The organism is Bacillus sp. SSR7 (assembly GCF_055902415.1).
This window is the reverse complement of record NZ_JBVVXV010000001.1, coordinates 565,318-591,120: the sequence shown is the minus strand read 5'-3', so window position 1 is coordinate 591,120 and position 25,803 is coordinate 565,318. Positions and strand designations below refer to the sequence as shown.

Annotated in this window: 28 protein-coding genes and 2 pseudogenes; 17 read left to right on the top strand and 13 right to left on the bottom strand. The window is 32.4% G+C overall.

Annotation, left to right across the window (positions count from 1 at the left end):
- Window positions 1–32: 32 nt before the first annotated feature.
- Entirely contained in the window at window positions 33–899 is an 867-nt protein-coding gene (locus tag AC0NJG_RS02940; protein ID WP_140168717.1) for an ABC transporter permease subunit, read from the top strand.
- A gap of 1 nt (window position 900) precedes the next feature.
- The gene (locus AC0NJG_RS02935) at window positions 901–1,905 is read left to right on the top strand and encodes an ABC transporter permease subunit (RefSeq protein ID WP_087952492.1); all 1,005 of its coding nucleotides are present in this window, start codon (window positions 901–903) and stop codon (window positions 1,903–1,905) included.
- Window positions 1,906–1,949: 44 nt separating this feature from the next.
- On the opposite strand, the gene AC0NJG_RS02930 is transcribed toward AC0NJG_RS02935, so the two are convergent.
- Window positions 1,950–3,650, bottom strand: coding sequence for a pyruvate oxidase (locus AC0NJG_RS02930; protein ID WP_087952493.1), 1,701 nt, complete (start codon window positions 3,648–3,650; stop codon window positions 1,950–1,952).
- Window positions 3,651–3,731: 81 nt separating this feature from the next.
- Entirely contained in the window at window positions 3,732–4,469 is a 738-nt protein-coding gene (locus AC0NJG_RS02925; RefSeq protein WP_087952494.1) for a ZIP family metal transporter, read from the bottom strand.
- A gap of 204 nt (window positions 4,470–4,673) precedes the next feature.
- On the opposite strand from AC0NJG_RS02925, the gene AC0NJG_RS02920 reads away from it, so the two are divergent.
- The 3 genes from AC0NJG_RS02920 to AC0NJG_RS02910 all read left to right on the top strand — a co-directional run bounded on the left by AC0NJG_RS02920 (window position 4,674) and on the right by AC0NJG_RS02910 (window position 7,046).
- The gene (locus AC0NJG_RS02920; RefSeq protein WP_474062881.1) at window positions 4,674–5,393 is read left to right on the top strand and encodes a class I SAM-dependent methyltransferase; all 720 of its coding nucleotides are present in this window, start codon (window positions 4,674–4,676) and stop codon (window positions 5,391–5,393) included.
- Window positions 5,394–5,441: 48 nt separating this feature from the next.
- Window positions 5,442–6,071 (top strand): immunity protein Imm33 domain-containing protein, encoded by a 630-nt coding sequence (locus AC0NJG_RS02915; protein ID WP_474062824.1) that lies wholly within the window; start codon window positions 5,442–5,444, stop codon window positions 6,069–6,071.
- Window positions 6,072–6,179: 108 nt separating this feature from the next.
- The gene (locus tag AC0NJG_RS02910) at window positions 6,180–7,046 is read left to right on the top strand and encodes an MBL fold metallo-hydrolase (RefSeq protein WP_087952495.1); all 867 of its coding nucleotides are present in this window, start codon (window positions 6,180–6,182) and stop codon (window positions 7,044–7,046) included.
- Between the two features lie 144 nt (window positions 7,047–7,190).
- Here AC0NJG_RS02910 and AC0NJG_RS02905 read toward each other — a convergent pair whose 3' ends face one another.
- Together AC0NJG_RS02905 and AC0NJG_RS02900 are read right to left on the bottom strand one after the other, a co-directional pair.
- Complete coding sequence (locus AC0NJG_RS02905; RefSeq protein ID WP_140168718.1) at window positions 7,191–8,132, bottom strand: nucleoside hydrolase; 942 nt, start codon at window positions 8,130–8,132, stop codon at window positions 7,191–7,193.
- A 33-nt stretch (window positions 8,133–8,165) separates the two neighbouring features.
- Window positions 8,166–8,768, bottom strand: coding sequence for a DUF2441 domain-containing protein (locus AC0NJG_RS02900; RefSeq protein WP_087996768.1), 603 nt, complete (start codon window positions 8,766–8,768; stop codon window positions 8,166–8,168).
- A 202-nt stretch (window positions 8,769–8,970) separates the two neighbouring features.
- Here AC0NJG_RS02900 and AC0NJG_RS02895 point away from each other — a divergent pair, with 202 nt between their 5' ends.
- Window positions 8,971–9,456: a DUF2798 domain-containing protein gene (locus AC0NJG_RS02895; protein WP_016717459.1), complete on the top strand. Its 486-nt coding sequence runs from the start codon at window positions 8,971–8,973 to the stop codon at window positions 9,454–9,456.
- Window positions 9,457–9,612: 156 nt separating this feature from the next.
- Here AC0NJG_RS02895 and AC0NJG_RS02890 read toward each other — a convergent pair whose 3' ends face one another.
- The 3 genes from AC0NJG_RS02890 to AC0NJG_RS02880 form a co-directional block, all read right to left on the bottom strand.
- Window positions 9,613–9,969 carry a PH domain-containing protein gene (locus AC0NJG_RS02890; protein ID WP_016717460.1) on the bottom strand — a complete coding sequence of 119 codons (357 nt, stop codon included), beginning with the start codon at window positions 9,967–9,969 and terminating at the stop codon, window positions 9,613–9,615.
- A 406-nt stretch (window positions 9,970–10,375) separates the two neighbouring features.
- Window positions 10,376–11,197 carry a class I SAM-dependent methyltransferase gene (locus tag AC0NJG_RS02885; protein WP_073530890.1) on the bottom strand — a complete coding sequence of 274 codons (822 nt, stop codon included), beginning with the start codon at window positions 11,195–11,197 and terminating at the stop codon, window positions 10,376–10,378.
- A 37-nt stretch (window positions 11,198–11,234) separates the two neighbouring features.
- Entirely contained in the window at window positions 11,235–11,675 is a 441-nt protein-coding gene (locus AC0NJG_RS02880; RefSeq protein ID WP_016717462.1) for a MarR family winged helix-turn-helix transcriptional regulator, read from the bottom strand.
- Between the two features lie 662 nt (window positions 11,676–12,337).
- Between AC0NJG_RS02880 and AC0NJG_RS02875 the strand changes: the two genes are divergently transcribed.
- Window positions 12,338–12,730: a GNAT family N-acetyltransferase gene (locus tag AC0NJG_RS02875; protein ID WP_061182463.1), complete on the top strand. Its 393-nt coding sequence runs from the start codon at window positions 12,338–12,340 to the stop codon at window positions 12,728–12,730.
- A gap of 187 nt (window positions 12,731–12,917) precedes the next feature.
- On the opposite strand, the gene AC0NJG_RS02870 is transcribed toward AC0NJG_RS02875, so the two are convergent.
- Window positions 12,918–13,541, bottom strand: coding sequence for a TetR/AcrR family transcriptional regulator (locus AC0NJG_RS02870; RefSeq protein WP_080444053.1), 624 nt, complete (start codon window positions 13,539–13,541; stop codon window positions 12,918–12,920).
- A gap of 116 nt (window positions 13,542–13,657) precedes the next feature.
- Between AC0NJG_RS02870 and AC0NJG_RS02865 the strand changes: the two genes are divergently transcribed.
- Entirely contained in the window at window positions 13,658–15,889 is a 2,232-nt protein-coding gene (locus AC0NJG_RS02865; RefSeq protein ID WP_173601470.1) for an MMPL family transporter, read from the top strand.
- 34 nt (window positions 15,890–15,923) lie between these two features.
- On the opposite strand, the gene AC0NJG_RS02860 is transcribed toward AC0NJG_RS02865, so the two are convergent.
- Window positions 15,924–16,115 carry a DUF4021 domain-containing protein gene (locus AC0NJG_RS02860; protein ID WP_061182460.1) on the bottom strand — a complete coding sequence of 64 codons (192 nt, stop codon included), beginning with the start codon at window positions 16,113–16,115 and terminating at the stop codon, window positions 15,924–15,926.
- Between the two features lie 200 nt (window positions 16,116–16,315).
- On the opposite strand from AC0NJG_RS02860, the pseudogene AC0NJG_RS02855 reads away from it, so the two are divergent.
- The 4 genes and pseudogenes from AC0NJG_RS02855 to AC0NJG_RS02840 all read left to right on the top strand — a co-directional run bounded on the left by AC0NJG_RS02855 (window position 16,316) and on the right by AC0NJG_RS02840 (window position 19,215).
- Window positions 16,316–16,839, top strand: a pseudogene (locus AC0NJG_RS02855) (CatA-like O-acetyltransferase).
- A gap of 207 nt (window positions 16,840–17,046) precedes the next feature.
- Window positions 17,047–17,571 (top strand): annotated as a pseudogene (locus AC0NJG_RS02850) (GNAT family N-acetyltransferase).
- A 37-nt stretch (window positions 17,572–17,608) separates the two neighbouring features.
- Entirely contained in the window at window positions 17,609–18,553 is a 945-nt protein-coding gene (locus AC0NJG_RS02845; RefSeq protein ID WP_140168732.1) for a GNAT family N-acetyltransferase, read from the top strand.
- Window positions 18,554–18,702: 149 nt separating this feature from the next.
- The gene (locus AC0NJG_RS02840; RefSeq protein WP_000985869.1) at window positions 18,703–19,215 is read left to right on the top strand and encodes a GNAT family N-acetyltransferase; all 513 of its coding nucleotides are present in this window, start codon (window positions 18,703–18,705) and stop codon (window positions 19,213–19,215) included.
- Between the two features lie 21 nt (window positions 19,216–19,236).
- On the opposite strand, the gene AC0NJG_RS02835 is transcribed toward AC0NJG_RS02840, so the two are convergent.
- Entirely contained in the window at window positions 19,237–20,124 is an 888-nt protein-coding gene (locus AC0NJG_RS02835; RefSeq protein WP_087952501.1) for a DMT family transporter, read from the bottom strand.
- A gap of 170 nt (window positions 20,125–20,294) precedes the next feature.
- Between AC0NJG_RS02835 and AC0NJG_RS02830 the strand changes: the two genes are divergently transcribed.
- From AC0NJG_RS02830 to AC0NJG_RS02815, 4 genes are all read left to right on the top strand, one after another.
- Window positions 20,295–20,855 (top strand): helix-turn-helix domain-containing protein, encoded by a 561-nt coding sequence (locus AC0NJG_RS02830; RefSeq protein WP_087952502.1) that lies wholly within the window; start codon window positions 20,295–20,297, stop codon window positions 20,853–20,855.
- A gap of 207 nt (window positions 20,856–21,062) precedes the next feature.
- Window positions 21,063–21,212, top strand: coding sequence for an aspartyl-phosphate phosphatase Spo0E family protein (locus tag AC0NJG_RS02825; RefSeq protein ID WP_000424361.1), 150 nt, complete (start codon window positions 21,063–21,065; stop codon window positions 21,210–21,212).
- A 114-nt stretch (window positions 21,213–21,326) separates the two neighbouring features.
- Window positions 21,327–22,055: an alpha/beta fold hydrolase gene (locus AC0NJG_RS02820; protein WP_087952503.1), complete on the top strand. Its 729-nt coding sequence runs from the start codon at window positions 21,327–21,329 to the stop codon at window positions 22,053–22,055.
- Window positions 22,056–22,115: 60 nt separating this feature from the next.
- Window positions 22,116–23,516 (top strand): protoporphyrinogen oxidase, encoded by a 1,401-nt coding sequence (locus tag AC0NJG_RS02815; protein ID WP_087952505.1) that lies wholly within the window; start codon window positions 22,116–22,118, stop codon window positions 23,514–23,516.
- 50 nt (window positions 23,517–23,566) lie between these two features.
- Here the strand turns inward: AC0NJG_RS02815 and AC0NJG_RS02810 are convergent, their stop codons facing one another.
- Entirely contained in the window at window positions 23,567–24,115 is a 549-nt protein-coding gene (locus AC0NJG_RS02810) for a hypothetical protein (protein WP_087952507.1), read from the bottom strand.
- Between the two features lie 298 nt (window positions 24,116–24,413).
- Here AC0NJG_RS02810 and AC0NJG_RS02805 point away from each other — a divergent pair, with 298 nt between their 5' ends.
- On the top strand, window positions 24,414–24,965 hold the full coding sequence (locus AC0NJG_RS02805; protein ID WP_000885371.1) for a GNAT family N-acetyltransferase: 552 nt from the start codon (window positions 24,414–24,416) through the stop codon (window positions 24,963–24,965).
- Window positions 24,966–25,006: 41 nt separating this feature from the next.
- Here AC0NJG_RS02805 and AC0NJG_RS02800 read toward each other — a convergent pair whose 3' ends face one another.
- Both AC0NJG_RS02800 and cspD read right to left on the bottom strand, forming a co-directional pair.
- Window positions 25,007–25,192 (bottom strand): cold-shock protein, encoded by a 186-nt coding sequence (locus AC0NJG_RS02800; protein WP_000286198.1) that lies wholly within the window; start codon window positions 25,190–25,192, stop codon window positions 25,007–25,009.
- An 86-nt stretch (window positions 25,193–25,278) separates the two neighbouring features.
- On the bottom strand, window positions 25,279–25,482 hold the full coding sequence (gene cspD, locus AC0NJG_RS02795) for a cold-shock protein CspD (protein WP_000176368.1): 204 nt from the start codon (window positions 25,480–25,482) through the stop codon (window positions 25,279–25,281).
- Window positions 25,483–25,803: the final 321 nt, after the last annotated feature.

The following is a 25,803-nucleotide window of genomic DNA, read 5'->3' as shown; positions in this document are numbered from 1 at the left end:
AATATTCTATCGAACGGTAAGGGGAAATCGTTATGTTGATGAGAATGGTTAAGTGGTGTGGGATTACTTGTTTACAACTAGTAGCTGCAATTGTATGTATAATCTGCCTAGGAGCGCTACCGCGTTTATTTAAGGGATTACAAATTGATTTAATCGGTTTTTGGAACACGATTGTATTTCTTGGAGGAAAGTTACTTCAACCGGGTGAAATTACATATGGATTTCGGGATTCAAGAAAATTATTTCCGCAAATATGGATTCATTATATTGAAACGATGATTGTATTTCTTTCAGCTTTTTTACTCTCTTTGCTTATAGCGTATATACTTGTCATTTGGGTATTACAGCGTTCTCATATGAAACAGAAAATGTGGAACGGGATTTTTCTTACACTTGAGAGTATACCAGATATATTACTTATTTTATTATCGCAACTTCTTGTCGTAATTATGTTTCAAAAAACAGGATTTATGCCGATCAAACTGGCTGGATTAGGGGAAGAAAGGATACGTTTGTTACCAATTATATGTCTTACAATACCAACAACATTATTGTTTATTAAACTGTTGTTATTACGTTTTAAAGAAGAATTAGAGAAAGATTATAGTTTGTTTGCCAAGAGTAAAGGGCTAAGCTTACGGTATATTTTGACACATCATATTTCAAGAAATGTTTTATTAACGACAATTTATTACGCGAAAACAAATATTTTATTTATGCTTTCCAATTTATATATTATTGAATGGATATTTAATACATATGGTATGTTTGTTTTTGTGAAAGAAAATTCGAAATTAGAAATATTTACGGTGAGTCTAGTAATATTATACGTACCGCTTTTTATACTATTTCGTATATTACACACGCTTTTACAAAATGTTATAAAGGAGCGTGTGTAACATGTGGCAAGTTGTAAAAAGAGATGTGAGATTCTTGATAGGTATTACTTTTTTGAGTGTACTAATGATTGTTAGTATTGGATATACGTTGTTTTTTGATGGGAATATTCGTGAACTTACGATGATGTATAACGAAAAAGGAGAATTAGAAGCAGCTCCATTTGCACCATCAAGTAAATTTTGGTTTGGAAGTGATGTGAAAGGACGTGACCTTGTTCAATTAATAATAGAAGGTGCAAAATGGACAGTTGGAGCGAGTATAATTATAGCGATTTTACGAGTTATAGTTGGAGGGGGAATTGGTTTACTTCTTGGTATGTATGGTAAACGTTCTTTTCCAGTTATTTCATCCTTTTTTGATCCTTTTAGTATTGTACCGATGGTTATGATTTCTTATTTTATGTTAAATGAAGTATTAACGTTTGATAGTGGAGCAGAAGTTGTGCCGTTATATTTGCGGGTGTCATTTCAAATTATAGTTCTTGTATGTCTTGCTGTACCAACAGTGATGTTGTATGTAGCGCAAGAAGTAAAACGTATTAAGAAAGAAGAATTTATGTTGGCAGCCACAGTGCTCGGCGGTAGTAAGTGGCAGAGGTTGAAGCGCCATATATGGCCGCATATGTTACCACCATTTCTTTTATTAGTAGCTCAACAATTTGTAAGTACGTTATTACTTCTTTTACATCTTGGTTTGTTGCAATTATTTTTCGGCGGAACAATAACCTTCAGTGGAATGGATCCAGATAGTGTAACAAAAGAATGGACTGGCCTAATTGGTCAAAACTTCCGCCATTTAACTACACATACATGGATTGTACTTATACCGATTGCTTTTTATAGTATGACAATTTTAGCTGGAAATCTAATTAGTAATAGCATGCAAGATGCGATTAAGTTAGGAAATGTGAGAAAGCTAGAGAGGGAAAGTAAAGAATTGCAAGTAGAGAAACAAGTACAACCAACTACGAATGACTTTTCTTTTTATAGGGAGATACAAAAATAAAAAAAGATAGCTGAAGACAAATCGTTTTCAGCTATCTTTTTCGTTTAAAGTGGAGGTAAATCAATCTTACCTTCTTCAAATAATTCTTTTATCATATGCTTCGTATAACCAGCTGCTTGACCAAATGTGATTTTTGCTGGCATTGGTGCTTCATTAGCATCTACAACTACATCGATAATACATGGTCTACTTTGTTTTACCGCACTTTCAAAAGCAGGAAGTAGTTCATCTAAATTTTCAACGCGGTATCCAATACCTCCGCACGCCTCTGCGTATTTTGCAAAATCAGGGTTTGTTAAGTCTGTACCAAATTCAATATTACCCATAACTTCTTGTTCGAATTTAATCATGGCGATTTTATTATTGTTTAAAACAACGACAACGATTGGTAGTTTATATTTAACAGCTGTTACGAAGTCGTTCATTGTCATTCCAAAACCACCGTCACCACAAACTGCAAATACTTGTTTATCCGGGAAAGCAATTTTTCCAGCAAGTGCACCAGGTAAACCGCAGCCAAGTGTTGCGAGCCAGCTAGAAATGATAAATTGTTGGTTTGTCATACGGAAGTGACGTGCTGTCCATACTGTTACATTTCCGACATCGACTGATAGAATTGCGTCATCATGTGCTACTTGCTGCAGAGTATGCATAACGCGTTGTGGTTTAATTGGAATGGAAGAGTCTTCTTCTTGATCGTGTAATTTTTCTTCCCACTTTTTCATCATTTCTTGGTGATGTTCTAAGAAGGAATGGTCTGTGTGTTTTTCAACATTTTCAATTAACCATCTTAATGTTTTATCAGCATCACCAGCTAAGCCAATATCTGTTGCATAACGTTTCCCGATTTGGGCAGGATCTGTATCGATATGGATTGTTTTAGCTTTTTCAGGTAAGAAACCAGTGAACGGATAAGAAGTACCAACCATAATTAAAGTATCCGCATGTTTCATTGCTTCATAAGAAGGTTTCGTTCCGATTAATCCTAATCCACCAATACAAAGAGGGTGTTCATCAGGAATAACGCCTTTAGCTGGTAATGTAAGTACGATTGGAGCACCAATATGTTCTGCCAATGCAAGTAAAGATTCTTTTGCATGTTTTGCTCCTTTTCCAGCTAAAATAACAGGTTTTGTCGCTTCATTTATTGCAAGTTTCGCTGCATCTAAATCTTCTTTTTGCGGAAATAACTCAGGTAATGTAAAGGAAGTATTTGTAACACGAGCACCACTTTTTACTTCGAATTTTGGAACATCATCAGGAATCGTAAGAACAGATACACCTTTTTTCGTATAAGCCATTCGAATCGCTTGATTTACGACAGCAGGTAGTTGTTCTGCTGACATAATGCGCTGGTTATAAACCGCGACATCATCGAACATTCTTTCCAAGTTTACTTCTTGGAAAAAATCCGTTCCGAGTAAATCGGTTTCTACTTGACCTGAAATTGCTAGTACAGGAGCTTTATCGAGTTTCGCATCATATAAACCATTTAATAAATGAATAGCTCCAGGTCCTGCGATTGCCATACAAACACCAAGTTTCCCTGTTAATTTCGCATAAGCAGCAGCTGCTAATGCGCCAGCCTCTTCATGGCGAACTTGAATAAATTTGATTTTATCTTGTTTTTTTCTTAAAGCTTCAATAATAGAGTTGATAGAATCTCCAGGCATTCCGTATATGTGTTCTACTCCCCAGTCAATTAATAAATCAACTAGTGCTTCACCGGCCGTTTTCCCAAACATAATTGTTCCTCCTTATAGTAGGTAGATAACATTATGTTTTGGAGAAAAAGGAAAAATATACAAATAATTATATTTTTAACTTTAATGATGGCCAGTAAATAGTGTAAATACTGTTATTAATAAAAATCCACTAGTTGCCCACATTAAAAATGTAAGGAAAGAAAGCTGTTTCTTTGCCTTCCAAAGCATTTCATGAATTGTTACATAGCCAAGTGAACCGATAGCACTTCCCATGATGAGTCCTTGTAAATGAAGCGCTTTTCCTTTCATCAAAATACCAAAAACCGTACCAGTACCGAGAATAAGAGAAAGTAATAAAGTTGTTAATAAAAAGGAAATATATTTATGTTTTGTAAAGAGAAAGGGGATAATTAATGCTAAGCCTTCAGGTATATGGTGAACGACGATTGCTATTAAAAAAGGTATGGCAGAGTCAGCATGATTAATAAAAGCTGTACCAAGTGCAAATCCACTCGGTATATTATGAATAAATATAGCGAAAGACAGAAAAAGGAAGGTTTGCCATGCTTGTTGATCTTTTTTATGTAGCATTGGATGATGACAATAGTTATCTAATAAGCTCATGACTAAAATACCGATAGCTATACCAAGTATAGGTCCAATTATTTCATAGCTTGAAAATGTTTCAGGAATAATTTCAAGTGATAAAAGCCCAAGCAAAATTCCACCACATAATGCATATAAACGATGCATCTTTTCTTCAATTAGCTGGCGCGTAGCAATGCCAACAGCACCGCCTAATAGTAATCCACCAAATGAAAAAAACGTAACAATCATTGGAATCCATAATCGTTCCATAGTATCACACTCCGATTCTTCCACTTATTTTTAGCTTACGAAAAGGAAAGTTAGAATAGTCCAAGTAATTGTGTTTGATTATAGAGAAAAAACTAATGATTCGTTATAATTTATATATTAAATTTAAGTGGAAATATGAAATGGGGAATAATTTTGCAAACAAAGTAGAGTCTATCTGAATATGAAAATCCAAAACGATATGATATAGAAAATAAAAGTTTATCAGATTTTCCGTTTTTACTATCATGGGCACAAAAACTACATATACAAAATGAATGGATTCTAGATATTACCTGCGGTACAGGAAGGGTTACAATTCCATTTATAGAAAATGGATATCAAATGATTGGTGTAGATATACATGAAGGAATGCTTGCTGAAGCAAAGAAAAAAACTACGGATTGTAAGAAGGTAAAATGGTTACAACAAAACTGTTTACAATTAAGCATGACTGAAACAATTCCGTTAGCATTTATGGTGGGGCACGGATTCCAGCATTTCCTTACGAATACAGATCAAAATCAGTTATTAACATCTATTCATCATGTATTAGCTGATAATGGTATATTCATATTCGATACACGTTTTCCTTCTAAAGAAGAATTAATACAACCATCTACAGAAGAATATTGGACAACTATTAGTGATGAAAAGGGAAGAAAATGTGATTTATATACTGAAATGACATACGATTCAATTCAGCAAATACAGCACTACATAACAACGAGAAGGTTTTATGAGGACGATGTACTAGTAGAAGAAATGAAAACAACGATAGATCTTCGCTATACGTACCCGCAAGAGCTAGAAAGATTATTAGTAGCGAATGGTTTTGAATTATTACATATATATAATGATTGGGAAGACAATGAGTTAGGGGAAGATTGCTATTCTATGGTAGTAGTCTGCCGGAAGAAAAAATAGTATTATTTTAAAAATATGAATGTGAAAAGCCTTTAAGGAGAGGAAAAAATGACTTGGTACTTAGATAATGTTTATGAATTAAATAAAGAAGCGCCCTATACATTCTACCTTCCTAGCTCAGAAGTTTTGGAGAAATTAAAGGTTGGAGATTTGGTAAAGCTAATTTTTGTATCTAAAAATGAGGAAGAAGATGGATTTAATGGTGAAAGAATGTGGGTTGAAATCATTGAAAGAAATGAGAAGAAGTTTGTAGGGGAACTGAGCAATGAACCATATCGCTTAGATTTAAAAATAGGTGATAAAATTTCATTTGGGATTGAAAATATATGTGATACGGAATATAACGATTCATCTTCAAAAGATTGGGATTTTTATTTTGATACGAAGGTAATTGTTAGTAATGATGTACTAGAAAAAAGAGAATTTAACTTTATGCTTAAAGAAGATTCAAGAGAAGAAGGTGAATCTGGTTGGTCAATTTTAAGTGGCTATGAAAGTGAAGACTATGTGAATGATCCTAAAAACTTTCAAATTATTTCAATTGGAGTCATATTGAATATAGATGATACTATTTTGAAATTTCTTGAGGAACCACCTTTATGTGCATATGAAAGAAATGATAAAGGTAGTTTTTATAAGATTGAAGACTATGATTGGGATACGTATTTAAATGGATAGAAAAAGTTATTACGTTTTAAAGAAAGCAATATAATTTCACGCTATGTGCTTGATGAAGGTTCTACAGATAATAATTCAAGAGAGTAATAGTAAATGGAGGAACAAATGATGCAACAAATTAAAAAAATAGGAAACTCATTTTGGTATATGACACCTGTTTCTGAAACAGATAGACCTATCTTAGGAATGGTCGTTGGACAAGAAAAAACGTTAATGATTGATGCAGGGAATTCAGAAGAACATGCACAATTATTTTTAGAAATGTTAAAAGAACAAAATGTATCAAGTCCAGATTTTGTAGCACTAACGCATTGGCATTGGGATCATATTTTTGGATTATCTATATTACAGAATGCATTAACTATTTCGCACGCTGAAACGAAAAAAGAAATGCAGGCAATAGTATCTTATGAATGGACAGATGAAGCGTTGGACGCACGCGTAAAAGAGGGTACTGAAATTGCATTTTGTGCGGATTGCATCAAGAAAGAGTTTGAAGAAAAAGCGAGAAATATTAAAATTATTCTTCCAACCTTAACGTTCCAGGATCAAATTGAATTAGACCTTGGTGAGGTGACCTGCGTGTTAAAACATGTGGGCGGAGATCATGCACATGATTCTGTTGTTATGTACATAAAAGAAGAAAAGATATTGTATTTAGGAGACTGTATATATGCAGATATTTTTTCCTCGAAGTGGAACTATACGACGAAAAGAACGTTTGCATTAATAGATGAATTAGAAAAATTTGATGCTGAGACATATATTCTCTCTCATGGGGGAGCGATAAATCGAGAGGAGTTTTTACAAGAGATTCGTATGTTAAAAACAGTAGGAACTTATACGGAAATACATAAAGGCGATGAAGGGAAGATAAAGGAAGCGTATAAACGAGACATAGAAAGAGAATTAAATGAAGACGAAATAGAAACAATAACGTTTTTTGTAAATGGTTATGAAATGAGTAATCAATAAGATACTACATGAATCCAATATAATTAAATTGCACAAAAAGAGTATTGAAATTTAATTCAATACTCTTTTCAATAGTTAAATATGTAGTTTCAACCAAATTCTAAATGGGGTGTCATTCTATTTATTTTTCATATAAATAGTGGTTTAACTAGAAGCTTTCTTTGCTAATTCAGTTATATAGTTAAAAAATCCATTGTGGTTTACATCATATACTACATTTACAGGTCGCCCACTATCAAATTCCACAGTACGCCCCTGGCTAGGTCCGTATGTATGAACGATACTATTAATCGTTTGAGTTTTTGCAAGGCTAGTGTTTCCGACAAGCGCGGTAGTTAGTACATCCCATAAATAGTAAGTAGAGTTCGTTGAGAAGTGAACGAGAGGGGGAACCATCGCATAGCATTGGCCAAGGAAATCTACACCCATATACTTTCGTTCTTTTGCCCAGCGTTCACGTATGTCTATAGTTAATGGAACTTGGTTTGTACTTTCTAGTGTCACTAAGTTGATTTCGATTTTTGATTCCCATACACGAGCTACTGCTTCAGGGTCCCAAAATGAATTCCACTCAGCTGTTCCATCATGCTCTGGTTCATGTACATTGCCTGCGGTAAGAAATGTACCACCCATCCAAACGAGACGTTCAATTTTATCTTCTATTATGGGAGCTTCATATAATGCACGAGCAAGGTCAGTTAGGGGTCCCGTAAATAATAAAGTTGTTTTTCCTTCCGTTTGTAGAAGTGTTTCTATTAAATGGTGATGTGCAGGCTTTGCTGCCATGGGTGTTACAACTTTTCCAGACTCATTTAAAATTGGTAAAGCATCTACATAAAATGCATGCATCCGCCAGTCTTTTGGAAATGGATTTTTCGCACGGGAATTTGATGCGGCTACTTCAATATATTCTTTGCTGAAGCGATCAATAATTTTGCGACTTGCATACATTGCTGGTTCCAAATAGCAATCTGCTGGGATAACTGAAACACCTGTAAGTTCGACATTATCCATTTGGAGTAATAAAAATAGTGAAACTAAATCATCTACACCACCATCATGATTGAAGTACACTTTTTTTATCATTGTAATCTCCATCCTTTTTGATTTAGTTAGAAATTAAACATGAATTGAGGAAAAGTCATCAATAATTTCGACCACTTCAATTTCGCCATTAATGAGTAGCTCAGGGAGTTCGTTATGCACATTTCCTTTCCAATATTCTCTAGCTTGTTCCATTTTTTGAGAAAAAGGAATAGCATCTTCTTTCGGTAAAAGATTCCCGTCACCTTCAAAAGAATTTCCGATTACTCGTAGTTTAACAATCTGCAAAACTTCTCGATTGTAAGAATCAAATAATGTTTTCCATTTTAAAGCATCTTCATAGTTTTTAGCAGCATATAAACAAGACAATCTTGACGGATAATTAGGATATTCTTGCAGTCTAACCATTTCCACAATCGTTTCTCTAATGGCTCTACTTGTTTGATCCATGTAATTCATAACTACTGTAGCATTTTCATTCTTTATATGTAATTCTTCATTTGTATAATGCTCTTTTAAAATTTGCATAGAATCTTTACCACTAGAATTTAAATGTTTTCTTTCAAAAAAGAAGTGGAATAGCGTATTCGTTTGATTTTTATTAAATTGAATGATTTGTCCGATCTTCATTTTTTTCCTTGTTACGATATGATATACGAAAAATCCTTGTTCATTCATGGTTTTCCTCCTAGTAGTAATGTTTAAATGTAGTAATTCAACATTGAAATATATAAAACCTTTATAAGTAAAAGTGAGAAGTTGAGATGAAAGTAAAGAAAAATATGAAAGCGTTTAAAATTTGTTCACAAAATGTTCACTTACGAAGGGGTTTCCAATATCGATATAATGACAAAGACTCAAAGAGAAAGGATGATGAATTTTGCCAACTACAAGAAAAGAAAACCTCCAATTTGGTATGATGATGTGCTTTGGGATGGTTATTGTAATGACGTTTTATAACTTATTACTGAACGGAGCAGGGGGGCTACTTCATATTAAGGAGATTGCGTTAGAACTATTAATTGGATTCATTATTGCACTATTAATTGAAATATGTATCGTTGGACCTTGTGCGAAAAAAATAGTATTCGCGTTACCGTTTGATAAGTCAAAAAAAGTAAATATTATTATTACGATGGCGACACTTATGGTCATTGGAATGGTATTCTTTATGTCTTTTTACGGAATGGCTATGATGTATTTACATAATGGACTACATGGCGATTCATTCGTTTCAATGTATTTTTCAATTTTTATTAAAAACTTCATTATGGCGTATCCATTGCAATTAATTATTATGGGGCCGCTTGTTCGTTTTTTATTTGGAAAGATTGTTTTGAAGAATAAAGTTGTAAAAGTAGTGTAAATCGATTCCTATTATTCGATTATAAAAATTAAATAATACTAATTTACTCTGTGGTATGTAAAAAGAGGGTTGCAAATGCAACCTTCTTTTTACATTTCTATAAGCTATACCGTGCCAAGGAATATAATATATGTAAGAATATGTGCATTGATAGGATTATTGTTTGGATTGAACCAAATCAAAAAAGGATTGTACGTTTTGAGGGCTTGAAAAATTGTCAAATACAATAAAATCGTCTCCATAGTTCATAGTTATTTTTTTGATAAAGGGGATCGCAGACATCTCTAATACAACTCCATCCGTATGACCGAAATCTTCTATTTCAGTGTATTCGAATTCCCATTTCAGTCCTTTTCCAAACATGGCATCAGAGCAGAACAATAATTTTTTATTTGTAGCAGCTAAAATACCAGATCTGCTCATATAACCAAAATGTATTACGCAGTAGAGTGTAGAAAGAATATCTTCCTCACTGTTTAAGTGTTCTTTTATTGTTTCTAGATTCGCCTTCATGATCAGGCCTCCTTATTGTTGAAAGTAAAGTGTAAAGTTTTCATATCTAGTTTATCATATATTAATCTTTTTTGATTTTACATCCTATAATCAAAAAACCCCTTTAGAATGGAAATATGTAGTGCTGATTTTTATGTAAGGGATGAAAAGAGAGGGGGGGAAGCCTTCTAGTTTTTGTACAATAAAAAACAAGGAGTAGTGGTGTATGTGTGTGTACCATAATGCAAAGATATTTTAGTTAGAAGCGATGAAGTTGGCGGAACATGTTACAGAGAAAATTAGCGCAGCTTTTCTATGACAACTTCGTTGGTAGTTATAAGGAGCTTTGAACTGAGAAAATCCCCCACTCAATTCAGTTCGTTAAGAGATACTAAGTGGGGAGTTGACTATATAAAGTGTTAATATATTACTTCTTAAACCGCAAATGAACAAACTTCAACATCTTTATTAAGTTTACAATTCTCATCATTATACGCGTACTACCATCCCAATCTTTATTTGTAGGTATATCTTTAAAGAAAGGAGAGCAGCTTAATACTGTTATGTTTGAAGACCATTTTTCTAATGTCTTTGGATTATTTATATAAAAATACATTAGAGCGCCATTATTACCAGATTTTTTTACTGTAGCATTTGAAAGATTCAGTGCGAATTTTGATTCAGCGTCAAAATATAACTCGCCTCCAGGGAATCGTTTTGACATAGCGACTATGATCTTTTTTAAATCTTCTTCTTTAAAGTAATAAAATACACCTGCTGATATGAAAAGAATGCCGTCATTTGGATCATACTTTATATCATCAAACCAAGAAGTATCAAAAAATGATTTAGCTATACTAGTATTCCTCGATGTATCTTCAATTAAAGTTTTGCGAAAGGAAATTGCATCGGGCAAATCAAGATTATACCAATGTATCGTTCCGTTATCAATTCTAGAAAAAGTAGTGTCTAGTCCGGAACCGATATTTATTATAGTAGCATTAGGGTGTTTTGTTATGAATTGTTTTATCATATCGTCAATTTTTCGTGCACGGGTAATGTAAGTAATACATCCGTATTCACCAAATGTATTTGCTATTGTTGAGAAGTCAAAATTACACTCTTTAATAATTCGAATTGCCTCCGTATCATCTAAAATATCTTTATTGTTCTCACTGCCATACGCACGTCCCCATAACGGAATAAGCATCGTACCTTGTACTGAATGTATATCTATTTCTTTAACCATGAAACAGCCTCCGTGTAATAAAAAATTATTTATATTTTTAATCGTTATTTAACATTTTTGAGAGCATTTTATTTGTTTTATACAATCCGTAAGTTAAATCCCGTTGATCTTCTTCACTTAGGTTTTCAAGATTGTGAGTGAAATTATTATATATTTGTTTCCATCTCTCATAATGTACTTTTTCAGCTTTTTCTGTCAGAGAGATTAATATAGCTCTTTTGTCCACCGTATCTTGCTTTTTTACAATGTATCCGTTTTGTTCTAAGTTACGTACTGTTACGCTTAATTGCTGTTTAGGTATGTTTAAATAACTAGCAATCATTTTTAAATTTACAGGCACCTTTTGCTGGGCGATATACTCTACTACGTGTTGCTCTAAATGTGTAAATTCAGAGGATTTCTCCGATAGTAATTTGAAAGTACCCGACATATTTAATAATAAATTCATGTATTCATTTAATAATTCATTTTGGGTCATTGTTTCACTTCCTTTATGCGTTTAGTAAATATTTTATTACTATTTTTATTGCTAATCAAATGTTTTAATTAAAAATAGTAAATTTTTTTTTACTATTTTTGTTTTTGAAACTAAATGAATTAAAATAAAAGAGCATAAGGGATGCTTTTAGGGGAGGAGAATATGAACGGAAACAAAATATTACTAAATACATATAACTAATGAATCCAATGTCTTTTTCAGTTATTATGTTGTAAATCATTTTATGATAAAATCTTTTACATAATTTAATAAAGGGGTAGTATTCAATGGGTTATTTCTCAAATGGTTTATTGGTTTTGTTTGTGCTAATCGTATGCAGTTGTATAATTTTTGGTTAATAATATAATGAGAGTCTTATATAAAAGAAGTTATCTCTAGTGAGATAACTTCTTTTTATTTTATCACGCTTTAATGGGCAGTAAGAACCCCCTCAAAATTCAGCGAAAGCAAAGAAGTTAGGTGGGGGTGGGGCTGCCCGTAAAAGTCCGATTGTTGAGGGTTGATTAAAGTTTCACTATATGTTGAGAAGGAATTCTATCTTTCTTATTGAAGTTTGTTCTAGTTATTTTCACGCCAATCGCAATTTTCATAAGAGGAATTTTACTGAATATTAACAAAATATAGAATAAGGGAGTGTTTACATGAAAAATAGTATACACTATACAAGTGAACATCCTACAAATTTTACTGAATTATTAGATTTATATGAATCTTTAGGATGGAATTCTCTTAAATTAACAGTGAATGAATTAGAACAAATGTGTAAACAAAGTTGGTATGCAATTTATGTATTTGATGATAAAAAGTTAGTAGGAATGGGGCGTATTATATCAGATGGTGTAATAACAGGCGTTATTTGTGGTGTTTGCGTGTTGCCAGAGTATCAATCTAAAATGGTAGGGCGGTTAATCCAGCGGTGTGAACAAAGAAAAGTTATTCCTCAACTTATCTGTGTAGAATCGTTACAATCTTACTATGAATCTATAGGATTTGAGGCATTCTCGATTGGGATGACAAAACATATTAAACGATAGCGGTATTAGAAAGGAGAATATAAAGATTCAACTTAAAAATTTGTAAAAGTTGAAGATAATATTTGTTTGATAATAGATGCTAAAGTGTAGTCTAATTGTTGACATATAAATAAAACACTTAAATGATAAAAAAGCATGTTTGAAAAAATTCAAACATGCCCTTTTATTAAAGGAAAGCAGTTTAATATTAGTGAACTAGACCGTTCCAATAAAACGAAACGATTTCTTCTGCTAATTCATCTATATTTACAATAATAGGATTGTCATTTTCATCTTTAAAATTTCCAATTGATAATAAAGATACGAATGCATGAGCAGTGAATTTAGCATTTCTTTTCGGTATTTCTCCAAGTTGCATTGCATTATCGAGTGCTTTTTCTAATACTTCATACATGTTGTCTTCAGCATGTTTTAATTGTTTTAATTGTTCTTCAGATAAAGATAGTTTTGCATCTTTCATAAAATTCTTCATATCAATATCCATCGTTGCGTGTAAGTATACTTTAGCGAAGTCCAATAATCTTTCTTTTAAAGTCTTATTTGTAGAAAGGATTTGAGACATATTCTCGCGTATACGTACCATCATTTGAATCATGGTAGCGGTAAATAAATCTGCTTTTGTTGAATAGTAATAGTAGACGGTTGCTTTCGTAACACCACAAACTTTTGCGACTTCATCCATGGAAACGACTTGATAATTTTGAGTAAGAAATAACCGAGTTGCCACTTCTAAAATGGTTTCTTTTGTAGATTTTGTATTTTTATTTTGACGAGGCCTTCCGAGAGGACGTTGTTTTTGTTCCAAATCTATTCGCTCCTGACATGTATGATTGAGATAATTATAACATAATTTTTATTCATTCTTGATTAATTAACCAACCAGTATATATAATTAATAGTGGAGGAAAAAAGGAAGGTGGGTTTTTTATGAAAAAGCACCCGTTACATATGTTAGGGAGGCTTGTAGCAGGGAAAAATACGCAATGGATCACTTTATCGGTATGGATTCTTATTACATTATTACTTTCATTTACGTTACCACAAGTAAATAGTACGAAAGAACCGAACCCGAAAAATTTACCCGAAACAGCTATGTCGCAGCAAGCGGAAGCACTTTTGAAAAAAGAGTTTCCGAATAATGCGGGGAATCCTTTGTTAGTAGTATGGTATAGGGATGGTGGATTACAGTCGCAGGATTATAAACTCATACAAGACGTTTATAAAGAGTTAAAAGCTAGTCCTTTAAAGGAGCAATCAACATTACCACCATTTGATACAATCCCGGAACAAGTATTATCAAAAAGTGCATCAAAAGATGGTACATCATTTGTTACACCAGTATTCTTCAACAAGTCGGCTGGAACAGATATATTAAAAGGAAATCTTGAAGATTTAAGAAAGCTAGTGAATAGTAGGGTCGATGAAGATCCATTTAAACAAAAAATAAGTGATTCTGGATTACATGTTCGATTATCTGGACCAGTAGGTATTCAAACGGATGCAGTTAGTTTATTTAGTCAAGCAGATGTGAAATTATTAATTGCTACTGTATTACTCGTATTGGTTTTATTAATTTTACTGTACCGTTCACCAATTTTAGCAATTTTACCTTTACTTGTTGTTGGCTTTGCATATGGTATTATTAGTCCTACACTCGGTTTTTTAGCTGATCACGGATGGATTAAAGTAGATGCACAGGCGATATCAATTATGACTGTACTATTGTTTGGTGCTGGGACGGATTATTGTCTATTTTTAATTTCGAGATATCGAGAATACTTGCTAGAAGAAGAAAGTAAATATAAGGCATTGCAACTTGCAATTAAAGCTTCTGGCGGGGCAATAATAATGAGTGCGTTAACTGTTGTACTTGGATTAGGAACATTATTACTTGCTCAGTATGGTGCCTTTCATCGATTTGCAGTACCATTTAGTGTTGCTGTATTCATTATGGGAATCGCTGCTTTAACAATTTTACCAGCGTTATTATTAATTTTCGGTAGAGCTGCATTCTTCCCATTTATACCGAGAACAACTTCGATGGATGAGGAATTAGCAAGAAGGAAAAAGAAAGTAGTAAAAGTAAAAAAATCAAAAGGCGCCTTTAGTAAAAAACTTGGAGATGTAGTAGTACGAAGACCGTGGACAATAATTATGCTCACTGTATTTGTATTAGGTGGATTGGCTTCATTTGTACCACGTATTCAATACACATATGACCTATTAGAATCGTTTCCAAAGGATATGCCTTCACGCGAAGGATTTACGTTAATTAGTGATCATTTTTCAGCTGGTGAACTAGCGCCAGTAAAAGTTGTTGTTGATACGAAAGGAAAAGATCTTCCTATTAAACAAGAACTCGAGAAGTTTTCTTTCGTAAAAACAGTGAAAGATCCAAAAGAGGGGAAAGAAAATAAGCAAATACAAATGTATGAGGTTTCTTTAGCTGAAAATCCATACTCCATTGAAGCGTTAGATCAAATCCCTAAATTGAAAAACAGTGTAGAAAAAGTATTAAAAGATGCTGGGATTAGTAATGCAGAAGATCAACTATGGATTGGCGGAGAAACAGCTTCATTATATGATACTAAGCAAATTACGGAACGTGATGAAGCAGTTATTATTCCAGTAATGATTAGTATTATAGCTTTATTATTACTTGTTTACTTACGATCAATTGTTGCGATGATTTATTTAATTGTAACTGTTGTATTATCATTTTTCTCTGCATTAGGAGCAGGGTGGCTATTACTTCATTATGGTATGGGAGCGCCGGCCATTCAAGGTGCGATACCGTTATACGCATTCGTATTTTTAGTTGCTTTAGGTGAAGATTATAATATCTTTATGGTTTCAAAAATATGGAAAAACAGAAAGACACAAAATCATTTGGATGCAGTAAAAAATGGCGTTATACAAACAGGTAGTGTCATTACATCAGCAGGTTTAATTTTAGCTGGAACTTTTGCTGTGTTAGGAACACTTCCAATTCAAGTGCTTGTTCAATTTGGTATCGTAACAGCAATTGGTGTATTACTAGATACGTTCATTGTAAGACCACTACTTGTACCGGCAATCACAGTCGTTTTAGGTCGCTTTGCTTTTTGGCCAGGGAAACTTTCAAGAAAGAATGAAGAGATACAAAAAGTGGATGCCTAGTTGGAAAAGCCAAGGATATTTTCCTTGGCTTTTTTCAATGTAATTCATTTTTTGAAGTTAAATCGTCAGATGCAGTATGATCAGCATCTTCAATATCGGTTTCTGGCATTCCATATAAGCCGTTCATTGCTTGTTCTTCGATAGTAAGATTTGCAGTATTATTATTTTGAATAGGTGTAGCGTTTTCGATAACATTTTCTTTTTTATTTACATTTTTGTTATTCATGTATGAATCCTCCAAATTTCATTTGATTTATTTATAGTATGTGGATGGCTTTCCAGAAATATGTGAATGGATTCTTATAGATGTAATATAATTAAATAAACAATTAGGGTGAAATGTAAACTGTTAGGAGTGAACAATTATGGTGAAAGCAAGGAAATTAGCCTTCTAAAATAAAAAGAAAATTTTAGGAGGCTATTAAAATGACGTTTCACGTAATTGATAGAGAAAATTGGAATAGAGAGCAGTATTTTGAACATTATTTAGAATTAAAATGTACGTTTAGTATGACAGTGAATGTTGATATTACGCTTCTGATAGAGAAAGTACATCAAAAGGGAATTAAATTTTATCCGACTTTTATTTATATAATTTCGAGAATAATAAATAAACATAAAAGAATTTCGAACATGTTTTAATGAAGAAGGAGTTTTGGGCTATTGGGAGGAAATGATACCGAGTTATACAATCTTTCATAAAGATGATAAGTCTTTTTCAAGTATATGTACGGATTATTCAAGTGATTTCCACATCTTCTATAAAAATTATGAAGACGATATGAGAAACTATGCTAGTGTTCATGGTCTTTTCACGAAAGAAAATATTCCACCTAATGCTACCAGTTTCATTACAAGTTCATCATTCGGTTTGTGATGGATATCATGCGAGTCGATTTATAGAGGATTTACAGGAGTTAAGTAATACTTGCAACGAGTGGCTTAAGTAATATCTAATTTTTAATTATGTGCAATTGAAAATGAATAAAAGAAGAGACCATGTTTATATTGCATGGTCTCTTCTTTTATTCATTAATACTAAGCAACAGTGGAAAATATAGGTTTATTTATAGTTTAATAGTAAAGAGAGGGATTGTTTTAATTTTTTTTATTTTCAATCATCTAAAATTTAAAATGATTTAATAGGGGGTAGTAAAGTGAAATTCGTAAGTATTGAAAAAGAAGAGATCCTAATTGAGAATATGGCAAAACTGTATTGTAAAGCATTTGAAAAAACAAATTTCAATGAGATGATTGAGCGAATGAAAAGACATGTAGAATATGCAGATTTTAAAGGTATAGTAGCAATAAATGATGAAAATGAAGTGGTTGGTTTTACTTATGGTTATCGCTCATTAGAAGGACAGTACTATAATCGATTAATGAGAGAAGCGTTAAATTTAGAGCAAGTAGAAGAGTGGTTACAAGATTGTTTTGAATTTGTAGAGTTAGCAGTTCATCCACAATATCAAAATGAAGGTCTTTGAACAAAATTACATAATAAATTACTAAAAGGAATTTCAAATAGAACGAGTGTTTTAACAACACAAATAAACAATGAAAAAGCGCGTTCGTTATATGAAAGATTAGAGTGGGTAAATATATTAGAGCCATTTCATCCAAGTACAAATGATGTTCCATATATAATAATGGGAAAAACTTTAAAACCAAAAGTGAATTGATAATTATTTCGTTCGCAAAGGTTATTTGCTTGTAACGATAAAGGGGAAAACAAAGATGACAATAATATCTATAGAAAAAGCTACAATTTTAGATGCAGAAAAGTTAACAGAAATAATGACAAGAACATTTGATGAAGAAGCAAAACGATGGTTATGTGGTCAAGGTGATGTTATTGACTATAACATCCAACCACCAGGGTATTCTTCAGTTGAAATGATGAGATATTCGATTGATGAGTTGGATTCTTTCAAAGTGATGTTGGATGGGAAAATAATTGGGGGAATTATAGTTACGATCTCAGGTAAGTCATATGGCCGAATTGATCGTATTTTTGTAGAGCCTGTTTATCAAGGGAAAGGAATTGGATCAAATGTTATTAAATTAATAGAAGAGGAATATCCAAGCATAAGGATTTGGGATCTTGAAACATCAAGTAGACAACTTAATAATCATCATTTTTATAAAAAAATGGGCTATGAAATAACTTTTAAATCTGATGATGAGTATTGTTATGTAAAAAGAATCACTGTAGAGTCAGCTGAAGAAAACCTAATAAAAAATAAAAATATAAAAAATAGCCAATATGAAAACTGTAACTTAGCAAATACAGAGTATTATCAAGTGAATTTAAAAAACAGTGCATTTGTTGGTAGTAATATAATGCATATAAATATGAGTAATTGTAATGTAAGTCAATCTAAGTTTAGAAATATAAATTTTAAAAGATCTTTATTTGCAGATTTAAATCTTTCCGGTAGTAAATTTAATTTGGTGACATTAGGTGGAGTGCAATTCAAAAATACAAGTCTTGGAGATGAGAAGGAATCTATTTTATTCGATAATTGTGATTTGGAAGGTACTGTAATACATAATAGTAATTTGAAAAATATTGAAATAGAAAATTGTGATATAACCGGTATGAAAATAAATGGTATTCCAATTGAAAAACTGCTTGCGTTATATAATAAAGTGAAAAGTTAACCCTTAATTGTAGATAAGAAGTTTGTAAATCTAATATTATTCCGGAATAATTATGTAAAAATAACATAAAGAAATCCAGGAGAGAAGGGGTTTCATGCAGGAAGGTAGAATATATGAATATATTTTTATGAATATGGAGGAGAGAAAATATGGCGATCAAAGTAAGAGCAGTAGAAATACAAGATGCTAGAGCGATTCACCGTATATGCATACAAGATGACGTTTTACCTTATATGGTTTTCTTACCTAGCATGCGTGTAGATGCGATGGAAAATAGAATTCGAAATTTAGCTTCAAATCAATTTGAATTTGTTGCAGAGTATGATGGGGAAGTTGTAGGATTTGTTGGATTAACCCAAAGTCCAGGACGTAGATCTCATTCGGGTGACTTGTTTATCGGGGTGGATAGTGAATATCATAATAAAGGCATTGGAAAAGCTCTTCTTACAAAAATGCTTGATTTGGCTGATAATTGGTTAATGCTAGAGAGAGTAGAACTAGGTGTTTTAGAAACGAATCCGAAAGCGAAATCTTTATATGAAAAATTCGGATTTGTAGAAGAGGGAGTAAAGATAGGGAATTTGAAAGCTCACGGAAAGTTTATTAATGAAATTATGATGAGTCGTTTTAGACCTGACGGTTTAATCGTACATAATGCATAGTGAAAGCATGACAGTATAATGTCATGCTTTTTTATTAGAATTTGCTTGTAATAAAAATAATGCTAAACCAATAAAAATAACTGAAATACCTAGTCCTTGTTGTAAAGAAATAGTCTCATTTAATATAAAGTACGCTAGTATACAAGTCCCAATCGTTTCTCCTAAAATGCTCATGGAGATTACAGTAGCACTCATCCATTTTAACAACCAATTAAAAATGGTTTGTCCTAAAATTGTAGCAATGAAAGCTAATCCAATAAAGCACAACCAAGTTTGTGTAGAGTAATGGATGAAAGATTCTTGTTGTGTGAAAGCAAATATGCCAAGAAAGCCAGCACTACTTCCATAACTAATTACCGAATATGGTATAAGTGACAAATCTTTACGAACGTGTTGGCTAATGAAAAAATAAGCAGTAATAATACCGGCAGCGATAATTGCTAAAATATCTCCATATAAAGCTTCTCCACTAATTTGGAAATCTTGCCAGCCAATGATGATACTACCTGAAATAGCGATGAGGCAACCAATAACCGCTCCTTTCGTAAATCTTTCCTTAAATAAAAAATAACCACCAATCATTGAGAACAAAGGTTGTAACGTTACGATAACTGTAGAGCTTGCTACAGAAGTAAATTGTAATGATTCAAACCATAGTACATAATGTGCAGCTAAAAATAGCCCAGATATGAATCCAAATGTCCATTGTTTTTTCGTTAAAGTTTTTAGCTCATTTCGATTATTTTTATTAAATAGTAATAACGGTAACAGAATTAGTGTGGCAAAGAATAATCGGTAAAAAGCAATGATTGTCGCAGGAGCATCTGCCAATTTTACAAAAATTGCTGAAGTTGATAAGGCGAATACACCAAAAAATAAGATGAAATATGAAAGAATAGGTGATTTCAAAGTTTGTCCCTCCGATAGAATGTTTATTATAATAAACTTAATACGATATAATGTACAAGGGTAAGTATATAAGTCCCGGAGATAATAGGAAAGGATTATTTGCCTTTGTTTAGTATGTAAGCACAAAGACAATGAAATATGCATTATGATGGACGGAAGGAAGTTTTACTATGATACATGATAGGCTTGGACAAACAGTATTAAGTTATCGTAAGAAAAATAATATGACAATTCGTGAATTCGCTGATTATGCAGGGATTAGTACATCACTAATTAGCCAAATTGAAAGAGGATATGCTAATCCTTCTTTAAATGTTTTGGAGTTAATTGCAAAAGCATTGAATGTACCGCTGTTTACACTTTTTATTAACGATATTGATACAGATTCGCTCATTTCTAAGAAAAAAGATCGAAAAAAAGTATATCGGGAAAACAATGATCACATTGTATATGATGTATTAACACCTGATTTTATGAAAGCACGTATTGAAATGTTAATGATGGATTTAAATAAACAAGCAAATACAACAGAAAGCCATTATTCCCATGAAGATAAGGAAGAGATTGCTGTTATTATGAAAGGGGAAGTGTATGTGGAATTGGAGGGAAAAGAATATTTTTTAGAAGAAGGCGATGTTGTACGTATTCCACCGAATGTGAAGCATCGGTTTTTGAATAAAAGTGATGAATCGAATCACATTTTATTTGTACTGACACCATCTTTAGGATGAAAATATAGTGATTTTAACTAGGTGAGAAAGAAAATGGAAAACAAAAGTATTTTAAAAGGCGGCTTAATCTAGTTTCTTTTTTTGTTAGTAGTATATTATTTTTTCAAATATGTAAGATTTTACATCCGTATTTTGCTTTTACTAATTATGTAAATAGGCTATACTAAAATACATACATTTTAGTATTGGAGAGAGAAGTAAAACGACATGGAATTAGTGAAATTGGAAAAAGTAATTGAAATAAAGAAAGAAGAACTTTTATATTTAGTATCGGATTACGGAATTCAACATGAAAAAGTATTAGCATTAAGTCAAGAAATAGACAAATTGATTAATTACTTTATGTTTTTAAAATAGGAAGAACTATGACATGATGTGAAAATGTTATAGTTCTTTTTTATTTGGAAATTCAAATGTAAATTCTATATACTAATAATTAATGGAATATTCTGTTTTGGAGGCGGGGGAACAATGATATTATATACGCACATTTCAGGTGAGGGGGAACCGATCGTACTTTTACATTCTGGTGGTATGACAGGTTTAGCAGAATATGAAGAGCAGGTAGCATTTTTTCGAGAACAAAATTATCAAGTCATTCGCCCTGATTTAAGAGGGCATGGAAGATCAGGGGGGACATTGGAGAATTATTTCCTACGTTCTGTTAAGGATTTGCGTGATACGTTAGAGCATTTACAAATTGATAGATGTCATATAGCTGGTGTTTCACTAGGAGGGTTAGTTGCTTTATTATTTGCAAAAAAGTATCCAGAGAAGGTGAGAACATTAACTTTTTCAGGTATATTTCCAGTTAAGAGGGATAATTGGGAAGAGTCATTGGAGTATGAAGCGAAGTGTCATCAGCAATTGATGAAAAATGAAGAAGTTGTAACGTATATGAATCAAATTCATGAAAAAAGTGATTGGAAAGCATTGCTTGAATCGTGGCAAGTTAAAGATTGGTACCCTTACGATGAAACTGGTGAAGTAGCGAATCTTCAAATACCTACACTTTGTATTGTTGGGGGAGATTCAGAAGATGAAGTTACAGCTGCTACAACGTTCAAACAATTAAACAAAAATATTCATATTGCCGTTATTCCGTTTGCTGGTCATTTAGTGCATAGTGATCAACCAAAAATTTATTCGAATATATTGTCTAATTTCTTACAGAACGCGCAAGTTGCTAGTCGAATATAAGGACTTTTGGGTATAATAATAAAGGAATTATTAATTGTATCGGTTAGGAGCGCAATACATATGAAAACAGTTGTTGTCATCGGTGGAGGTATAACGGGACTTTCTACTATGTTTTATTTAGAAAAATTAAAAAAGGATTATAATATAGATTTAAATTTAATCCTTGTAGAAAAAGAAGAGTACTTAGGTGGGAAAATCCATAGTGTAGAAGAAAAGGATTTTATTATGGAATCCGGAGCAGATTCTATCGTTGCTCGTAATGAACATGTCATGCCGCTTATAAAAGATTTAAATTTAGAAGAAGAAATGGTATATAATGAAACGGGTATTTCTTACATATATTCTGATAATATTTTACGTCCAATTCCTTCTGACACTATATTTGGGATACCGATGAGTGTCGAGTCGTTGTTTAGCAGTACGCTAGTATCAACGAAAGGGAAAATTGTTGCTTTAAAAGATTTCATAACGAAAAATAAAGAGTTTACGAAGGATACTTCTCTTGCTGTATTTTTAGAAAGCTTTTTAGGGAAAGAGTTAGTAGAAAGACAAATTGCTCCGGTACTTTCAGGTGTATATTCCGGAAAATTGAATGAGCTTACTATGGCGTCTACACTACCGTATTTACTGGATTATAAAAATAAATATGGTAGTATTATTAAAGGTTTTGAAGAGAATAAAAAACAGTTTCAATCAGCAGGAAATAAAAAGTTCGTATCATTTAAAGGTGGATTATCTACGATTATTAATCGTTTAGAAGAAGTGCTGACTGAGACGGTTGTTAAGAAGGGTGTTGTAACGACAGCTGTAAGTAAACAAGGTAATCGCTATGAAATCTCCTTTGCAAATCAAGAATCAATCCAAGCTGATTATGTTGTTTTAGCAGCTCCGCATGATATCGCAGAAACTTTATTACAGTCTAATGAGTTAAACGAGCAGTTTCATACATTTAAAAATTCATCTCTTATAAGTATTTACTTAGGATTTGATATACTAGATGAACAATTACCAGCGGACGGCACAGGATTTATCGTAACGGAAAACAGTGATTTACATTGTGATGCTTGTACATGGACAAGCCGGAAATGGAAACATACATCTGGAAAACAAAAGCTATTAGTGAGAATGTTTTATAAGAGTACGAATCCAGTATATGAAACGATTAAAAATTATAATGAAGAAGAACTAGTGCGAGTCGCTTTATATGATATTGAAAAGAGTCTCGGAATTAAAGGTGAACCAGAAGTAGTTGAAGTGACAAATTGGAAAGATTTAATGCCGAAATATCATTTAGAACATAATCAAGCAGTTCAAACATTACAAGAAAAAATGAAGGATCTATATCCTAATGTATACTTAGCTGGCGCTTCCTATTACGGTGTCGGTATTGGTGCGTGTATAGGAAATGGAAAGAACACTGCAAATGAAATCATTGCAACATTAAATGAACCGTCAAATTAATATAGCATATAAATAAAATGTCCCTCCGTTATGCTGGAGGGACATTTTATTTATTTTACTTGAATGGAAATCTTTTTATTAGTTGTATGATTCTCAGTAATCGTTAATGTTATGTTACCGGATTCTTTAAATGAATATGATGAGAGTTGGTAAAGCTCTTTTATTCCGTGTTTCTCTTTTAATTTATTGGCAGGAAGTAATGTTATGTTCGGTTTCCATGTTTCCTGTTTACCGGAAGGATAGTTTACTATTATTTCTGGATTAATTAATTGCATTGGTTTCCAAGAGGCAAAATGTAGCTTAACTTCTGTATCTTTTTTTAGTAATTCTTCTGAGAAATATCCAAGTTCTCCAACGTTACCGAAAACCGTAAAGTTTTGATTTTGTAATGTGATGTCTAAATGTTTAGGTTGATATGTTGCTGCGTGATAGATTCCATATGAAAGAGAAAGAGTAGCGGCGATTAAAATGCTGATTGAAAATGTCTTAAAGCTATTGCCTTTAAAACTAGTCATCATGAATGAATTTGGAGTGAACTTTTTTGCAAATAAAAATATGAGTAATATGAGTAAGAGGGATAAACCGATGAATATATACATAGAAAATATACACCTCCATAACAAATTTTACATCAACTATATTTTACCATATATGTATGGAGTAGGGTGTTGTTTTAGAAGGGAAAAGTGAGTATGGAATAAAGAGATGATCAGTGTACGATGATCATCTCTTTATTTTTTGTCATTATGTAAATGCAAGAAGGGTTACTCTTAGTTCGTATTGAATTAAGAGGGTAGGCTACTCTTGAAATATTTGATTAATGGGACATTGAGGACTTTCCTAATTATAAATATGTTTTCTGCTATAATGAATAAGTAGAAAGAAAGGAGTGATCCTATGGCATTTCCTATATTAGAAACAGAACGTTTGCGTTTAGTTGAAATAGAACAATCTTATTGTCAAAAAATATTTGAAATCTTTTCATTGGATGAGGTAACGTGTTTTTACGGTATGAATTCTTTTACGGAGTTTGGACAAGCTTCACGTATGATTGAATCTTTTTCAAAAAATTATTTTGAGAAAAAGGCAATACGATGGGGGATAGTATTAAAAGAAACAAATGCTTTAATAGGTACAATTGGATTAAATAATTTACAATTATGGAGTAAACGATCTGAAATTGGATATGACTTACATCCTCGTTATTGGGGGAATGGTTATGCGTCAGAAGCAGCCAGGGAAATTATTCATTATGGATTTCAAGATTTAGGCTTATTTAGAATTGGTGCTATTACATATCCTGAAAATGTTACTTCTTGTAAAATGTTATCTAAAATAGGTTTTCACAAAGAAGGATTATTACGTGGATATATTCATCAAGGAAATAAGCAACATGATGCACTATTGTATTCTATAGTTCGAACGGATGTTGAACATATAAATTTATAATAAAAAACCCCTCTTATTTAAGAGGGGTTTTTTATTATAAATTAACCTAACTTAGGTAATAAACGTTCTCCGCTTTTCATGCTACTTTTACATAAAGGGCATTTAGGCTCTTCTTCAAATGAAAAGTTCTTTCTCATCCATCCTAAACAATCCTCTGCTTCACATTCCCAGACAGGGGTTTGTTCTGGTGGTACTTCTGCTACATCGTTCTTTCGATTGCGATACATGTAACCACTCCTTTTATGTAAAAAATTTTAGTTATATATTAAAAAGGTTGTTAACCGTGCTGGTAACAACCTTTTTATTGTTTGAATTATAGCTTTACAACGTTTTTAGCTTGAGGTCCACGGTTACCGTCTTCAACTTCGAAGCTAACTTCTTGACCTTCGTCAAGAGATTTGAAGCCGTCGCCAGTGATAGCTGAGAAGTGAACGAATACGTCGTTACCACCTTCAACTTCGATGAAACCGAAACCTTTTTCGCTGTTAAACCATTTTACTTTACCTGTTAATGTCATGGTAATGCCTCCTAAAAATTAAAAAGATTACAATATGTTCGGCCTTATTTGAATGAAAAATAAAATTTCACATATTATCAAAAACCCATAAGGAATATAAAATGTTCCTGATTGATACTTGATAATATGCAAAGAAAATATACTGTTAAATTGACCTTAATTACTATCTTACAACAAATGGTGGGAAATAGCAAGTGCTGGTAATACCAGTGTGAAATAGGATGGTAAAAGACACAAAAACATCTCTTTTATTTATATATTATTCCTAATTTTGGTTTATGCTAAACTAAGAACATTTTTATTGAAAATTTGTATTATTGA

Coding starts and splice junctions, on each gene's coding strand:
- AC0NJG_RS02930 (WP_087952493.1), bottom strand. CDS start 3,650: ATGTTTGGGAAAACGGCCGGTGAAGCACTAGTTGATTTATTAATTGAC.
- AC0NJG_RS02880 (WP_016717462.1), bottom strand. CDS start 11,675: ATGACCCAAAATGAATTATTAAATGAATACATGAATTTATTATTAAAT.
- AC0NJG_RS02840 (WP_000985869.1), top strand. CDS start 18,703: ATGGCGATCAAAGTAAGAGCAGTAGAAATACAAGATGCTAGAGCGATT.
- AC0NJG_RS02865 (WP_173601470.1), top strand. CDS start 13,658: ATGAAAAAGCACCCGTTACATATGTTAGGGAGGCTTGTAGCAGGGAAA.
- AC0NJG_RS02860 (WP_061182460.1), bottom strand. CDS start 16,115: ATGAATAACAAAAATGTAAATAAAAAAGAAAATGTTATCGAAAACGCT.
- AC0NJG_RS02935 (WP_087952492.1), top strand. CDS start 901: ATGTGGCAAGTTGTAAAAAGAGATGTGAGATTCTTGATAGGTATTACT.
- AC0NJG_RS02815 (WP_087952505.1), top strand. CDS start 22,116: ATGAAAACAGTTGTTGTCATCGGTGGAGGTATAACGGGACTTTCTACT.
- AC0NJG_RS02875 (WP_061182463.1), top strand. CDS start 12,338: ATGAAAAATAGTATACACTATACAAGTGAACATCCTACAAATTTTACT.
- AC0NJG_RS02915 (WP_474062824.1), top strand. CDS start 5,442: ATGACTTGGTACTTAGATAATGTTTATGAATTAAATAAAGAAGCGCCC.
- AC0NJG_RS02900 (WP_087996768.1), bottom strand. CDS start 8,768: ATGAATGAACAAGGATTTTTCGTATATCATATCGTAACAAGGAAAAAA.
- AC0NJG_RS02910 (WP_087952495.1), top strand. CDS start 6,180: ATGCAACAAATTAAAAAAATAGGAAACTCATTTTGGTATATGACACCT.
- AC0NJG_RS02810 (WP_087952507.1), bottom strand. CDS start 24,115: ATGTATATATTCATCGGTTTATCCCTCTTACTCATATTACTCATATTT.
- AC0NJG_RS02820 (WP_087952503.1), top strand. CDS start 21,327: ATGATATTATATACGCACATTTCAGGTGAGGGGGAACCGATCGTACTT.
- AC0NJG_RS02890 (WP_016717460.1), bottom strand. CDS start 9,969: ATGAAGGCGAATCTAGAAACAATAAAAGAACACTTAAACAGTGAGGAA.
- AC0NJG_RS02885 (WP_073530890.1), bottom strand. CDS start 11,197: ATGGTTAAAGAAATAGATATACATTCAGTACAAGGTACGATGCTTATT.
- AC0NJG_RS02905 (WP_140168718.1), bottom strand. CDS start 8,132: ATGATAAAAAAAGTGTACTTCAATCATGATGGTGGTGTAGATGATTTA.
- AC0NJG_RS02940 (WP_140168717.1), top strand. CDS start 33: ATGTTGATGAGAATGGTTAAGTGGTGTGGGATTACTTGTTTACAACTA.
- cspD (WP_000176368.1), bottom strand. CDS start 25,482: ATGACATTAACAGGTAAAGTAAAATGGTTTAACAGCGAAAAAGGTTTC.
- AC0NJG_RS02800 (WP_000286198.1), bottom strand. CDS start 25,192: ATGTATCGCAATCGAAAGAACGATGTAGCAGAAGTACCACCAGAACAA.
- AC0NJG_RS02925 (WP_087952494.1), bottom strand. CDS start 4,469: ATGGAACGATTATGGATTCCAATGATTGTTACGTTTTTTTCATTTGGT.
- AC0NJG_RS02830 (WP_087952502.1), top strand. CDS start 20,295: ATGATACATGATAGGCTTGGACAAACAGTATTAAGTTATCGTAAGAAA.
- AC0NJG_RS02825 (WP_000424361.1), top strand. CDS start 21,063: ATGGAATTAGTGAAATTGGAAAAAGTAATTGAAATAAAGAAAGAAGAA.
- AC0NJG_RS02805 (WP_000885371.1), top strand. CDS start 24,414: ATGGCATTTCCTATATTAGAAACAGAACGTTTGCGTTTAGTTGAAATA.